The sequence below is a fragment of the Streptomyces sp. Z26 genome (assembly GCF_003665095.1).
GTDB lineage: Bacteria > Actinomycetota > Actinomycetes > Streptomycetales > Streptomycetaceae > Streptomyces > Streptomyces phytohabitans.
The window spans coordinates 2453561-2467790 of the sequence record NZ_RCHV01000002.1 but is presented as its reverse complement, the minus strand read 5'-3'; the positions used below and the strand labels follow the sequence as shown (position 1 = coordinate 2467790).

Sequence of the window (14230 nt, the reverse complement as noted above, 5' to 3'; positions counted from 1 at the left end):
GAGGCGCGAGGTCCCTCGGAGCGCCGCCGAACCGGTGCGGCGCCGCGGACCGTTCGGCAGGTGCCGCCGGCCGTTCCGGTGGTGCGGCGGGTGAGCGTACGGACCGTGCTGCGCACGCCGTTCACCCGGCGGACGTGGAGCGAGGCGGCGTACTGCGTGGTCGGGCTGCCCCCGGCGCTGGTCGGCTTCGTCCTCGTGCTCGTCCTGCTCGCCGTCGGCACGGCGCTGACGCTGTCGCTGCTCGGCGCGGTCGTCGGGCTGCTGCTGCTGACCGCCGCCCTCGGACTCGCCCGCGTGCTCGCCGCGGCCCAGCGCGGGCTGGCCGCCCGGCTGCTGGGGGAACGGCTGCCGGGGCCGCCGCCGGTGCCCGCGGCGAGCGGCCCGCTGGGGCGGCTCGACGTACGGCTGCGGGACGGCGCGGGGTGGCGTTCGGCGGGCTACGTGCTGGCGAAACTGCCGCTCGCCGCCGTCCAGCTGTACGCGGTGCTCGGCCTGTGGGTGGCCACGTTGCTCAACCTGAGCCTGCCGCTGCGCTGGGGGTTGCTCGGCCAGTACCCGGACCACGGGGGCGGGGCGGAGGCGTCGGTGGTCAACCCGCTGCCGTTCGGCGGCGGGGCGCCCCACATCACGACCTTCGGCGGTACGTGGGTGGCCTTCGCGATCGGTGTCGGGCTGCTGCTGGTCGCGCCGTGGCCCGCGAGGGGCGCGGTCGCGATGGACCGCTGGCTGCTGCACGGCCTGCTCGGGCCGGGCGCGCTGGAGTCCCGCGTCCGCGACCTGGAGGAGACGAGGGCCCTGGCCGTCGACGACTCGGCGGCGCTGCTGCGGCGCCTGGAACGCGACCTGCACGACGGTGCGCAGGTGCGACTCGTGGCCCTCGCGATGAGCCTCGACATGCTCCGGGAGGGGCTCGGGGCCGACCCCGGCACGGATGCTCCCGCCGCGGGCGGTGCCCGTACGGAAGGTGGCGCGGAAGGAGCCCGTACGGAAGGCGCTGGTACGGAAGGTGCCCGTACGGACGGTGTGCGCGGCGACGAGGGCGGGCGGTCCCCGGTCGACGCCGCGCGCCTCCGGCGGCTCGCCGACACCGCGCACCGCAACGCCACCGAGGCCCTCTCCGAACTGCGCGACCTCGCGCGCGGCATCCATCCGCCCGCGCTCGACGACGGCCTCCCGGACGCGCTCGACACGCTGGCAGCCCGCAGCGTGCTGCCCGTGCGGCTGACCGTCGATCTGCCCCGGCGGCCGACACCCGCCATCGAGACCATCGCGTACTTCTGCGCGGCCGAACTGCTGACCAACGCCATCAAGCACAGCGGCGCACGCGGCGTCGAGGTCGAGGCGGCGCAGCGGGACGGCGCGATCCGGCTGCGCGTCACGGACGACGGGCGCGGTGGTGCCACCCTCGGCGGTGGGCTCACTGGTCTACTCCAGCGGGTACGCACGGTGGACGGCGGACTGGACGTGGACAGCCCGGAGGGTGGGCCCACCGTCGTCACCGTCACCCTGCCGCCGCACGCGTGAGAGCATGCCGCCCATGCGCGTCGTGATCGCTGAGGATGCCGCCGTCCTGCGGGAGTTGCTGACCGAGATGCTCACGGAGCGCGGGCACGAGGTGTGTGCCGCCGTACCGGACGCGGACGCCCTGCGGGCGGCGGTCGCGGAGCACCGTCCGGACGTCACGGTGGTGGACATCCGGATGCCGCCCACGCACACCGACGAGGGGTTGCACGCGGCGATCGACATCCGACGCACGCACCCCGGCACCGGTGTGCTGCTGTTCTCGCAGCACGTCGAGACCAGGTACGCCGCTCAGCTGCTCGCCGAGGGCGCGGCGGGTGTGGGCTACCTCCTGAAGGACCGGGTCGCGAACGTCGCCGAGTTCACCGACGCTCTCGCCCGCGTCGCCGCGGGCGGCACCGCACTCGACCCCGTCATCGTCACGCGGCTCGCCGCGGACGGGGGACGGCAGAGCGACGGGCTCGGCGCGCTCACCGAACGGGAGCGGAGTGTGCTCACGATGATGGCGGAGGGACGTACCAACGCGGCCATCGCGCAGGCGCTGTACGTCTCCGCGGGGACCGTGGAGAAGCATGTGGCGAGCATCTTCGGGAAGCTCGGGCTGCCCGCGTCGGAGGACCACAACCGGCGGGTGCTGGCGGTACTGCGTTACCTGCGCGCCTGAGACGTACGCGTACGTGAGGCGTACGCGCGACGGTGACACCCTCTCACGGGAGTCGGTGGTACGTCGCCGTGTCGCCCTCCGTGCCGGGTGAACCGGTCACCCCTCCGTGGCGCCAGGTCCGTTCGCCCCGTCGTCGCCGCCGCCGCCGTCCGGTGGCAGGAGCCAGGTGTCCAGTTCCTCGCGCACCCTGCGGTCCAGAGCGAGGCCCAGTTCCGCCTCCACCACCTGCTTCGCCAGTGGGTGCAACCGTTCCAGCTTCTCCGTGATCCAGTCCGCGTCGTTCACCGACAGGTCGCCGCCCAGGACGTGGCTGCGCAGCAGGTCGCTGAAGACGGCGGCGATGACGTCCGTGTGGTGCCGGAGTTCGCGTCCGGCGGCGAGGACCGCGCCGAGCGGGATGCCCTCCCTGACGAGCGCCGAGGAGGCTTCGAGGAGACGTCGGCTGACGTGCACGAACTCCTCGCCGTCCACGGCGAGATAGCCGATGTCGAGGGAGTCGGCCAGATTCTCCGAGGTGACGCCGCCCTCGTAGTGGTCGGCCAGTTCCTGCGGGGTGAGCCGGATCGGGACCTCCTCGGAGAACGGCGTGCTGAGCAGGGTGTCGAGCCCGAGCAGCTCGGCGGGGCTGCGCCCGTACCGACCCTCCTCGAACGCCGTCATCAGGTCCGCGATGCCGCCCAGGGTGTGGCCGCGTGCGAGCAGGGCCGCGATCGTGCGCAGCCGTGCGAGGTGGTGCTCGTCGTACCAGGCGATACGGCCCTCGCGGCGGGGTGGCGGCAGCAGTTTCCGTTCGCGGTAGAACCGGAGGGTGCGCGGGGTGATGCCGGCGGCCGTGGCCAGCTCGTCCGCGCGGTACTCGACGGGAGGTGTCGCGCCCTCGGCGTCGCCGCCCGCAGGGTCGTCCCCCGCAGTGTCACCGCCCCCCGCAGCGCCGCCCCCCGCCGTACCGCCGGGCCCGCCGGTCTGCGCGCCGTGGCCGGTTCCGGCGCTCACGGCGTCGCCGTTCCCGCGCGGGCCCCGGCCCCGGGAGCGAGCCCCGTTCCCGTCGCCCCTGCCGTCCCCGTCCGCGTCCCCGTCGCGCGCGCCGCCGCCCGCACCGTCCGCACCGTCCGCTCGTTTCCTCGTGGCCACCGTCGCAGCCTATGCCGCCGCCCTCGTGGGCCCGTTCGGGCGTGTGTGCCGCCTGCCCCGCCCGGTCGTCGCGAACCCCCGGTAACTTTTCCGCGCCCACCCTCTACCCATCGGTAGGCCCCTGCTCTACTCTCCAAGAAATCGCGCCAGCAATCACTGGCACGATCAGTGGGCCGGACGTCGCGGAACCAGTCGGTGCGGAACACAGTCGGTGCGGGACCAAAGGGTGAGACCTCGGGAGGCGGCACATATGGCAGCCGAGCGCGAGAGCGACAGCGGGCGCGTGGGCGGGAACGACGGCGCGGGTGAACGCGAACACGTACGGGTGGCGGTGATCGGCAGCGGGTTCGGCGGTCTGGGCGCCGCCGTACGGCTGCGCCGCGCGGGCATCACGGACTTCGTCGTGCTGGAGCGCCGCGACTCCGTCGGCGGCACCTGGCGCGACAACAGCTATCCGGGCTGTGCCTGCGACGTGCCGTCGCACCTGTACTCGTTCTCGTTCGCGCCCAACCCGGAGTGGCCGCGTACGTTCTCCGGCCAGCGGCACATCCGGGCGTACCTGGAGGGCGTCGCCGACACCTTCGGGCTGCGGCCGCACCTCCGCCTCTCCACCGAGGTGCACCGGATGACCTGGGACACCGAGGAGTTCCACTGGGTCATCGAGACCGAACGGGCCACGTTGACGGCCGACTTCGTGGTGTCCGCGACGGGCCCCCTCTCCGACCCGAAGATCCCGGACATCCCCGGCCTGGACACGTTCGAGGGCAAGGTCTTCCACTCCGCGCAGTGGGACCACGACTACGACCTGCGGGGCAAGCGCGTCGCGATGGTCGGTACGGGTGCCTCCGCGATCCAGATCGTGCCGTCCATCGCTCCGGAGACCGAACGGCTCACCGTCTTCCAGCGCACCGCGCCCTGGGTGATGCCGCGCGTCGACCGCCGCATCACCGGCCCGGAACGCTGGCTGCACGGCAGGGTCCCGGTCACCGGAACCCTGCGGCGCGGGGTCCTGTGGGGCATCCGGGAACTCCAGGTGGGCGCGTTCACCAAGCGTCCCGAACAGCTGGGCCTGGTCGAGAAGCTGGCCTCCCGGCACATGACGAAGTCCATCAGTGACCCGGAGCTGCGGCGCAAGCTGACGCCCGACTACCGCATCGGCTGCAAGCGCATCCTGCTCTCCAACGCGTACTACCCGGCGCTCGCCCGCCCCGACGTCGACGTCGTCGCGTCCGGGCTGAAGGAGGTGCGCGGCAGCACGCTCGTGGCGGCCGACGGTACGGAGACGGAGGCCGACGCGATCATCTTCGGCACCGGTTTCCACGTCACCGACATGCCGATCGCGGACCGTATCAAGGGCGCCGACGGCACGACCCTCGCGGAGGCGTGGCGGGACGGCATGAAGGCCCTGCGCGGCTGTACGGCGGTGGGCTTCCCGAACTTCATGACCGTCATCGGCCCCAACACCGGCCTCGGCAACAGCTCGATGATCCTCATGATCGAGTCGCAGCTGAACTACATGGTCGACTACCTCCGGCAGCTCGACACCTTCGGCGGCCGGGCGGCCTTCGAGCCGCGCGCGGCGGCCGTCGACGCCTGGAACGACCACGTGCAGGACCGCATGGAGCGGACGGTGTGGAGCACGGGCGGCTGCGACAGCTGGTACCTGGACGCGAACGGCCGGAACACGACCGTATGGCCGGGCACGACCGGCGAGTTCCGGCGGCTGACGCGGCGCCTGGACCTGTCGGAGTACGACGTGCGGCGCGCGCCGTCGCCCGCACCGGCCGAAGCGTCGGCCGACGCGCCGGCGGTCGGCGGTACGGCGCTCGCCGCGGCGGGGGAGGAGCGGCCGTGACGGGCACCTCCGGCGCCGCCCGTACGGCTGCCCACGGCGCGCGGGAGGCGCGGATCGCCGCGGCCCTCGTCCCGCCGGAGCCGCGGAGCACCCCGCGGGTCGTCTCGGCGGACGGCACGCGCCTGTACGTCGAGGTGCACGGCCCCGAGGACGCGCCCGCGGTGGTCCTCGCGCACGGGTGGACCTGCTCGACCGCCTTCTGGGCGCCGGTGGTGCGCGCCCTGGTCGCCGACGGCCTGCGGGTGGTCGTGTACGACCAGCGCGGCCACGGCCGTACGCCCGCCGCCGCGCCGGGCGACCACTCCACCACCCTGCTCGCCGACGACCTGTGCGCCGTGCTCGACGGGACCCTCGCACCCGGGGAGAAGGCCGTGGTCGGCGGCCACTCCATGGGCGGGATGACCCTGATGGCCGCCGCCGGGCGGCCCCAACTGCGCGAGCACGCCGCGGCGTTGATGCTGTGCAGCACGGGCGAGGCGCGGCTGGTGTCCGCCGCCCGCATCGTGCCCGTACGGCCCGCGGCGCTCCGTACGTGGCTCCAGCGGAAGCTCCTCGGCAGCAGCCTCCCGCTCGGACCGGTCACGCCCGTCTCACGGCGGTTGCTCCGCTACGGGACGATGGGCCCCGCCTCGACCCCCGCGCAGACGGACGCCGTCACCCGCGTCGTGCACGCCTGCCCGCGCGGGACGCGCGCGGCCTGGGGGCACGTACTGGACGGGCTGGACCTGAGCGGGGAACTGTCCCGGCTGTCCCTGCCGACCGCCGTCGTGGCGGGGACCGCGGACCGGCTCACGCCGTTCCCCCACGCCCGCCGGATGCGGGCGGTGCTGCCGCACTGCACGGGCCTCACGGAGCTGCCCGGCATGGGCCACATGACGCCCGTCGAGGCGCCGGAGGCGGTCAGCGGCGTGCTGGCCGGGCTCGTACGGGACCACCTCACCGGAAACGGGAACGGGAACGGTGCCGGGAACAGCGCCCGGAACGGTGCGGGCGAGGGAGACGGACACGAACCGGGCGCCACGGCCGGTGAGTTCGCGATCAAGGAGGAGACCCCATGACCCGCAGGGACCTCGACGGCCAGGTCGCCGTCGTCACCGGCGCCGCCCGCGGCCTCGGCGAACTGCTCGCCCGCAAGCTCGCCGCGCGCGGCGCGCGGATCGCCCTCGTCGGCCTGGAGCCGGACGAGCTGAAGCGGGTCGACGAGTCGCTCCGTACGGACTCGCGTCACTGGTGCGCCGACGTGACCGACAACGAGGCCATGGACCGGGTCGCGCGGGAGGTGAAGGAGCACTTCGGGAAGGTGGACGTCGTCGTCGCCAACGCCGGTGTGGCCACGGCCGGTCCGCTGCTCGACACCGACCCCGTCGCCTGGCGCCGCGTGATCGAGATCAACCTCATCGGCGGCGCCGTCACGGCCCGCGCCTTCCTGCCCCATCTCATCGCCTCGCGCGGCTACTTCCTCCAGATCGCCTCCCTCGCGGCGATCACGCACGCGCCGATGATGAGCGCGTACTGCGCGTCGAAGGCGGGCGCCGAGGCGTTCGCGCACTCGCTGCGCGCGGAGACCGGACACCAGGGCGTACGGGTCGGGGTCGGCTATCTCAGCTGGACCGACACCGACATGGTGCGCGGCGCCGACCAGAACGACGTGATGCGGGAGATGCGCCAGAGCCTGCCGTGGCCGTCGAACAAGACGTACCCGGTCGGCCCGGCCGTCGACCGGCTGGTCGCCGGGATCGAACGCCGGTCGGCGCACGTCTACGGGCAGTGGTGGCTGAGGGGGATGCAGGGCATCCGCGGCTACCTGCCGTCGGTCATCGGCACGGTCGGCCAGCGCGAGATGCGGCGCTTCGCGCCCCGGCTCGCCGCGGCGGGGCCGCGCGCGGGGCTCGTCGGCGCGGGTGGCGAGGCGGACGAGGCGGCACGCAGGGCGCGGAACTGACGGCGGCGCGCCGCCCGCCGCGCGCGTGACGTGAGGGGTGCACCCCGCCCCGGGTGCACCCCTCAGCCGTCGGCCGCGCGGCTCAGAAGGAGCCGCTCTGCGGCCCGTCGCCGAAGTCCTCGCCCTCGCCCTCGTCCTCGCTCATGCGCGGGCGGTCCGCCATGTCGTCCGAGCGGCGCTGCGAACGCCCGTCGTCCATGCCGCGGTCGCCGCTCATGCCCTGGTCGTCACCCGTACCCCGGCTGTCGCCCATGCCCCGGTTGCCGTCCATCGCCCGGTCCCCGTCCATGCCGCGCATGTCGTCGGAACCGCCGCTCTCGTCCATGCCGCGCATGTCGTCCGTGCCGCGCGAGGACCGCCCGTCGGACCGGTCGGACCGCCGTCCCTCCGTCCAGCCGCCCGCGTCGCCGTCCTGGCGTTCCTCCCGTGTGCCGCGCCGGTCCTGCTGCCCGTCGTCCGTCTCCATGCCGCGCTCCGGGGACCTGTCGTCGTCGTACTGGTCGGAGATACCCATGGTCACTCCAAGACTGGGAAAGGGGTGGGACAGGACCAGCCTGACATGCTGCTCAACCATGTGCATTTCGGATCAGAGTGGTACGAAGGTGGCGCGCGGTGGCCGCTCGAACTCTCCGCCCCCGTACGCCGGTTCGCCCCACCCGCCCGGTCCGCCGCACCCGCCTCAGCCGTCGCGCGGCGGCAGCGGTGGGCGGCGCAGGTCCGGGGCGTCGCCGTAGTCGGGCGGCACGGCGGCGGGCTGCTCCGCCAGCCGTTCCAGGGCGGTGCGCACGGCGGTGCGCAGCAGCGTGTGGTTGCCCTCGGCCCAGTCCAGCGGGGTACGCGGCACCTCGATGTCCGGTGCCACGCCGTGGTTCTCGACGGACCAGCCGTACCCGTCGAACCACGCCGCGTTCATCGGCACCGTGATCACCGTGCCGTCCATCAGCCGGTGCCGCCCGGTCATGCCCACCACGCCGCCCCACGTACGGCTCCCCACCACGGGCCCCAGCCGCAGCAGCCGGAACGCCGCCGTGATCATGTCCCCGTCGGACGAGGTCGCCTCGTCGGCGAGCGCGACGACGGGTCCGCGCGGCGCGTTGCTGGCGTAGCTCACGGGCTGCGCGTCCCGGGTGAGGTCCCAGCCGAGGATCACGCGGGTCAGCTTCTCGACGACGAGTTCGCTGATGTGCCCGCCCGCGTTGCCCCGTACGTCCACGATCAGCGCGGGCCGCGACACCTCCATCCGCAGGTCCCGGTTGAACTGCGCCCAGCCCGAGCCGCCCATGTCGGGGATGTGCAGGTAGCCGCAGCGGCCGCCGCTCAGCTCGCGGACGACCTCGCGCCGCCGGGCCACCCAGTCCTGGTAGCGCAGCGGGCGCTCGTCGACCAGCGGTACGACGGCGACGCGGCGCGGCGGCCGTTCCGGGTCGGGGCGCGAGAACGTCAGCTCCACCGTCGTACCGCCCGCCGCCGACAGCAGCGGCGCGGGCCCGGTCACCGGGTCGACCGGGCGCCCGTCGACGTGCGTCAGCGTGGCGCCCTCCCGGATGCCCGAACCGGCCAGCGGCGAACGGGCCCGGGAGTCCGACGAGTTGCCCGGCAGGATGCGCGCGATCTGCCACTCGCCCGCCTCCGTACGGCACAGGTTGACGCCCAGCAGCCCGATGGCGCGCTGGTAGTGCGGCGGGCCCTCGTTGCGGCGGGCGGGGGTGACGTACGCGTGCGAGGTACCCAGCTCGCCCGTCACCTCGCGCAGCAGGTCCGCGAACTCGTCGGGGGACGCGACCCGTTCGACCAGCGGCCGGTACTGCGCCAGTACGCCGTCCCAGTCGATGCCGCACATGTGCGGCTCCCAGAAGTACGCCCGGATGATCCGCCCCGCCTCGTCGAACGCCTGCCGCCACTCCGCAGCCGGGTCCACCTCGTGCAGGATGCGGCGCAGGTCGAGCGGGGTGGTGGAGTCGGCGTCGGCCAGCTCGTCGGAGGGGATCACGCGCAGGTCGCCGCTGTCGTTGACGACCAGCCTGCTGCCGTCGCCGCTGAGCGAGAACCAGTCGACGTAGCCGCTGAGTTCGGTCCGCCGTGCCCGTACGAGGTCGAAGTGCTCCAGCGTGGGGCGGCCCGAGGTGTCGGCCGGGTTGACGAAGGTCTCGCCGAGCGCGCCGGAGATCGGGTAGCGCAGCCAGATCAGGCCGCCCCCGGCCACGGGCCGCAGCGACGCGTACTTGGACGCGGCCACCGGGAACGGCGTCACCCGGCTCGCCAGCCCCTCCGCCTCGACCAGCACCGTGCCGCTCTCGGCCGCGTGGTCCTGCGGGTCCAGGCCCCCGGCGGCGGGCCGGCCGTCGGCCGACAGCGCGAAGGGGGAGGGGGTCGCGGAGGACAGCGGCACCAGGTACGGGCGGCAGCCCAGCGGGAACGACAGGTCGCCGGTGTGCACGTCGTACACGGGGTCGAAGCCGCGCCAGGAGAGGAACGCGAGGTAGCGGCCGTCGAGTGTGAACACCGGCTGCTCGTCCTCGAAACGGCCGTCGGTCACGTCGAGGACCGTGCGGCGGCCGCCCAGGCGCACGATCTTGATCTGGCTCAGGGAGCGCCCGATACCGGGGTGGGCCCACGCCAGCCAGCGGGAGTCCGGGGAGAAGGCGAGGTCGTGGACCGGGCCGTTCACGGAACGGATCACCTCGGTGACGGGGGCGCCCACGTCACCCGCGTCCGCGCCCCGCCCGGCGCCCTTTTCCGCGTCCGTGCGCACGGTTTCGCCGTCCGTCGGGTCCCCGGAACGCGCTCCCTCCGCGGACTCCGTGGCCTCCGTGCGCGCGGAGGCCGTGTAGAGGGTGTCGGGGACCGCGCCGCCGCCCTCGCCCGGCGGTGTCACGTCCACCAGCAGCAGCCGCCCGTCGTGCGACGCCACCGCGATCGACTCCCCGTCCGGCGCCGCCGCCATCTCCCGTACGCGGCCGAGCCGTCCGGCGGCCAGGCGGCGGGGCGTGCTGGGGCGGCTCGCGCGCGGCAGGTCCGCGATCTCGATCGCGTCCTCGCCCGCCGCGTCCGTGACGTACGCGATCTGCCCGGTCCCGCCGAGCATCACCGGCAGCCGCACCCGTACGCCCGGGGTGTCGGAGATCGTACGGGCGGGCCCGTCGCGGTGCGTCAGCCAGTACAGGCTGCCGCGCACGCACACCGCGCTCGCGCGCCCCGTGTGGTCGGCGGCGAGGGAGTCGACGTGGGAGGCGGCGGGCACCTGGTACGTGCGGCGGCCCGCGCGGGGGCCGCCGAGGCGCACGTCGAGGCGGCGCGGGACGCCCGTGGGGGAGAGGTCGTCGACGAGCCAGAGGTCGCCCGCGCACTGGTAGACGACGCGGTCGCCGTCGGTGGCGGCGTGCCGGGCGTAGAAGTCGGCGTGGTCGGTGTGGCGGCGCAGACCGGTGCCGTCGGGCAGGCAGGAGTAGAGGTTGCCGACGCCCTCGTGGTCGGAGAGGAACGCGATCCGGCCACCGACGAACATGGGGCAGTCCAGGTGCCCGCCCAGGTCCGGCAGCAGCTGTTCGCCGTCCAGCCACAGGCGGCCGGTGGCGCCGCCCCGGTACCGCTTCCAGGCGGCGGGCTCGTGCGGCGGCGTACCGGCGAGCAGCAGCGTGCGCCGTACGCCGCCCCCGGCCGTACCGCTCCCGCCCGTGTCACCGTTCCCGGCGCCCGTTTCCGTACCGCTCCCCGTACCGTCCTCCGTACCGCCCTCCGCCAGCGCCACGTGCGCGACCGGCCCCCAGGGCAGCTGGCTGCCGGGACCGCCGTCGAGGGCCACGCGGTACGACCAGGTGAAGTGCGAGAAGGGCTGCCCGTGCGAGGCGACGGCCAGGATGTCCGTACGCCCCTCGGCGTCGGGCGGCGCCCAGCCGCAGACGCGGGTGTCGGCCGAGCCCCAGTACGTGAGCCGCCGGGCCGGACCGCCCGCGACGGGCGCGAGATGGATCTCCGGGTCGAGGCTCCGCCAATTGGTGAACGCGATGTACCGCCCGTCCGGGGAGAAGCGGGGGTGCCCGATGCGGGTACGGTCCACCGTGAGCCGCCACGCACGGTCCGGCCCGGCCCCTCCGGGGGCTCCGGAAGGGGCCAGTGGTGACACCCACAGGTCGTCCTCAGCGCTGAAACAGAGCAGGTCGCCATGGAGGTGGGGGAACCGGAGATAAGCGCCGCTTTCGGTCACCCTCCCATTCTTCTGGGCATTTACGTTGAGGCAACCTGTGACTTGGCTCTCATCCGCTTCAAAGGGCACCCCAACCACGAAAGAGTTGGAGTCTGTTGAGGTGGACTGCCCTTGCCCCTGCGACCCGAGACCGGAGAACCAGCCTCGTGGCCACTCTTCTGTACAAACTAGGCAGGCTCGCCTTCCGGCGCCGCCGCATCGTCGCCCTCGTGTGGGTGGCGCTGCTCATGGGCTCGGGGGTCGCCGCCTCCAGCGCGGGTCCGGCGCCCGGCGACGACTTCGCGCTGCCCGGTACGGAATCCCAGGAAGCGTTCGACGTGATGAGCGACCGCTTCCCCGAAGCGTCGGCCGACGGGGCCGGTGCCCGTATGGTCTTCAAGGCGCCCGACGGTGGGAAGATCACCGCCACTGACCACCGGGCCGCCATCGAGAAGGCGGGGAAGGCGCTGAAGGGTGAGCAGACCGCCTCGGTCAGCGACCCGTTCGCTCCCAACAGCGGAGCGATCAGCGAGAAGGGCGACATAGCCTACGTCTCGGTTGTCTACAAGGTACCGAGCGGTGACTTGGAGGACGCCACCCGCGACGGCATCGAGGACGTCGCCCAGCAGGCCCGTGACGCCGGGCTCACCGTCGAGACCGGCGGCGACGCGCTGATGGTCCAGCCGGAGATGGGCAGCGGCGAGATCGTCGGTGTCGCCGTGGCCGCGCTGGTCCTCTTCCTCACCTTCGGTTCGTTGGTCGCCGCGGGGTTGCCGCTGATCACCGCGCTGATCGGCATCGCGATCGGAGTCTCCTTCATCGCGGCGCTGGGCACGACCTTCGGCCTTTCCGCCACCACCACGACGCTGGCCTTGATGATCGGCCTCGCGGTCGGCATCGACTACGCCCTCTTCATCGCCGCCCGCTACCGTGCCGAGCTGATGGAGGGCCAGAGTCAGGAGGAGGCCGCGGGGCGCGCGGTCGGTTCGGCCGGTTCGGCCGTGGTCTTCGCCGGTCTCACGGTCGTCATCGCACTGTCCGGCATGGTGGTCATCAACATCCCGCTGCTGACCAAGATGGGTCTGGCCGCGGCCGGCACCGTGATCGTGGCCGTGCTCGTCGCGATCACGCTGGTCCCCGCCGCGCTGGGCATGGTCGGCAAGCGCATCTTCAGCACCAAGGCCCGCAAGGCCAACCCGCGCACCGGTGTCCCCCGGCCCATTCTCGGCCAGCGGCTCCAGGCGGGTGCCCGCTGGGCGAAGTTCGTGCTGCGCCGTCCCCTGATGGTGCTCGCGGTGTCCGTGCTGGGCCTCGTGGCGATCGCCCTCCCGGTCAGCAGCATGGCCCTGGGGCTACCCGATGACGGCCGCCAGCCGGAGCACACCACGCAGCGCAAGGCGTACGACATGCTGTCGGACGCGTTCGGTCCCGGCTTCAACGGTCCGCTGCTGCTGGTCATGGACATCAGCGGGAGCGACGACGCGAAGAACGCCACCCAGCAGGTGGAGAAGGCCGTCAAGGACGTGGACGGCGTCGTCAGCGCCAGCCCCGTCACGGTCAACAAGAGCGGTGACACCGCCATCCTCACCGCCGTAGCGGAGACCGGCCCGGCCGACGAGGACACCAAGACCATCGTCAACGACCTCCGCGACGAGGTCGGGTCCGTCGCGGACGACTCCGACACCCGGCTGTTCGTCACCGGTTCCACTGCCGTCGCGATCGACTTCTCGCAGGTGATGAACGACGCGCTGGTGCCCTACCTGTCACTGGTCGTCGGTCTCGCCTTCGTCCTGCTGATGCTGGTCTTCCGCTCGATCCTGGTGCCGCTGAAGGCGGCGCTCGGCTACCTGCTGTCCGTACTGGCCGCGCTCGGCGCGGTGGTCACGGTCTTCCAGTGGGGCTGGGCGGCGGACCTCTTCGGCGTGGAGCAGACCGGGCCGATCTCCAGCACCATGCCGATCTTCATGGTCGGCGTGATCTTCGGTCTGGCGATGGACTACGAGGTGTTCCTCGTGACGCGCATGCGGGAGGCGTACGTACGGGGTGAGAACGCCGCCGAGGCCATCACCTCCGGCTTCAAGCTGGGCGCGCGCGTCGTCACGGCGGCCGCGGTCATCATGATCGCCGTCTTCGCGGGCTTCATCAGTGCCGGGGACTCCGTGATCAAGATGATGGGCTTCGGTCTGGCCATCGCGATCCTCTTCGACGCGTTCGTCGTGCGCATGGCCATCGTCCCGGCGGTCCTCGGACTGCTCGGCGACAAGGCGTGGTGGCTGCCGCAGTGGCTGGACAAGGTGCTGCCGAACGTCGACGTCGAGGGCGAGAAGCTGCGCCACGAGTTCGGTGAGGGTCTCAAGGACCACCCGACGCTCATCGTGCCGCGGCAGGAGTCGAGCAAGGTCTGACACCCGCGCAGGGTCCGACACCGGAGCCGTCCGCACGTACCGTGCGGGCGGCTCCGCGCGTGTGTCCGGGCCCGCCGGGGTCCGTGGTCCGGTGCCGGCTCCGGGGGCCGCTGCTCAGACGCCGCGCAGCAGGTCCGTGAGGCCGGTGTCCAGCCCGGCGGCGGGCTGCTCCCGGCCGCGCGGGACGGCCGCGTAGCTGCGCTCCAGGAAGCGCCGTACGTCGCTGCTGCGCAGCTCCACCAGGGCGACGCCGTCCGCCGTGTGCAGTTCGAGCATCGTGTGGGCGGGGCCGCACGGCCACAGCTGTACGTCGCCCTCGCCCGCCGGTGCGTCCGTACCGGCGTCGAGCAGGTCGCGGGAGAAAACCCAGGCGACCTCGGCGCCGTCGAGGGAGGCGTCGGCGGGGAAGACGGCGCGGACGGCGAGGGGGTCGCCGGTGTCGTAGCGCAGCGTCGTGGAGAGGGGCCGGGCGTCGTTCGCACGGGCGATGAGACGGGCCTGCGCGTGCTGTTCGATGACTCCGTGCATC

10 protein-coding genes are annotated in these 14230 nt (G+C 73.3%); 6 read left to right on the top strand and 4 right to left on the bottom strand.

What is annotated here, in order from left to right; genetic code table 11:
* Nucleotides 1–90 precede the first annotated feature (90 nt).
* Nucleotides 91–1524 carry a sensor histidine kinase gene (locus D7M15_RS10875; RefSeq protein WP_240649233.1) on the top strand — a complete coding sequence of 478 codons (1434 nt, stop codon included), beginning with the start codon at nt 91–93 and terminating at the stop codon, nt 1522–1524.
* A gap of 13 nt (nt 1525–1537) precedes the next feature.
* Nucleotides 1538–2185 carry a response regulator transcription factor gene (locus D7M15_RS10870; protein ID WP_121517323.1) on the top strand — a complete coding sequence of 216 codons (648 nt, stop codon included), beginning with the start codon at nt 1538–1540 and terminating at the stop codon, nt 2183–2185.
* Between the two features lie 96 nt (nt 2186–2281).
* Here D7M15_RS10870 and D7M15_RS10865 read toward each other — a convergent pair whose 3' ends face one another.
* On the bottom strand, nt 2282–3178 hold the full coding sequence (locus D7M15_RS10865) for a MerR family transcriptional regulator (protein WP_121520583.1): 897 nt from the start codon (nt 3176–3178) through the stop codon (nt 2282–2284).
* A gap of 388 nt (nt 3179–3566) precedes the next feature.
* On the opposite strand from D7M15_RS10865, the gene D7M15_RS10860 reads away from it, so the two are divergent.
* Genes D7M15_RS10860 through D7M15_RS10850 form a run of 3 tightly spaced genes read left to right on the top strand, consistent with a single transcriptional unit; the run spans nt 3567 to nt 7113 of the window.
* Complete coding sequence (locus tag D7M15_RS10860) at nt 3567–5171, top strand: NAD(P)/FAD-dependent oxidoreductase (RefSeq protein WP_121517322.1); 1605 nt, start codon at nt 3567–3569, stop codon at nt 5169–5171.
* Nucleotides 5172–5224: 53 nt separating this feature from the next.
* A complete protein-coding gene (locus D7M15_RS10855) occupies nt 5225–6229 on the top strand; it encodes an alpha/beta hydrolase (RefSeq protein ID WP_121520581.1) in 1005 nt (334 codons plus the stop codon).
* Complete coding sequence (locus D7M15_RS10850) at nt 6226–7113, top strand: SDR family oxidoreductase (RefSeq protein WP_121517321.1); 888 nt, start codon at nt 6226–6228, stop codon at nt 7111–7113. Before D7M15_RS10855 ends, D7M15_RS10850 begins: the two co-directional genes overlap by 4 nt.
* 82 nt (nt 7114–7195) lie before the next feature.
* Here D7M15_RS10850 and D7M15_RS10845 read toward each other — a convergent pair whose 3' ends face one another.
* Together D7M15_RS10845 and D7M15_RS10840 are read right to left on the bottom strand one after the other, a co-directional pair.
* Nucleotides 7196–7627 (bottom strand): hypothetical protein, encoded by a 432-nt coding sequence (locus D7M15_RS10845; protein ID WP_121517320.1) that lies wholly within the window; start codon nt 7625–7627, stop codon nt 7196–7198.
* A 165-nt stretch (nt 7628–7792) separates the two neighbouring features.
* Nucleotides 7793–11317 carry a S41 family peptidase gene (locus D7M15_RS10840; protein WP_121517319.1) on the bottom strand — a complete coding sequence of 1175 codons (3525 nt, stop codon included), beginning with the start codon at nt 11315–11317 and terminating at the stop codon, nt 7793–7795.
* 146 nt (nt 11318–11463) lie between these two features.
* On the opposite strand from D7M15_RS10840, the gene D7M15_RS10835 reads away from it, so the two are divergent.
* The gene (locus tag D7M15_RS10835) at nt 11464–13701 is read left to right on the top strand and encodes an MMPL family transporter (RefSeq protein WP_121517318.1); all 2238 of its coding nucleotides are present in this window, start codon (nt 11464–11466) and stop codon (nt 13699–13701) included.
* Between the two features lie 114 nt (nt 13702–13815).
* On the opposite strand, the gene D7M15_RS10830 is transcribed toward D7M15_RS10835, so the two are convergent.
* Entirely contained in the window at nt 13816–14229 is a 414-nt protein-coding gene (locus D7M15_RS10830; RefSeq protein ID WP_121517317.1) for an SsgA family sporulation/cell division regulator, read from the bottom strand.
* Nucleotide 14230 lies beyond the last annotated feature (1 nt).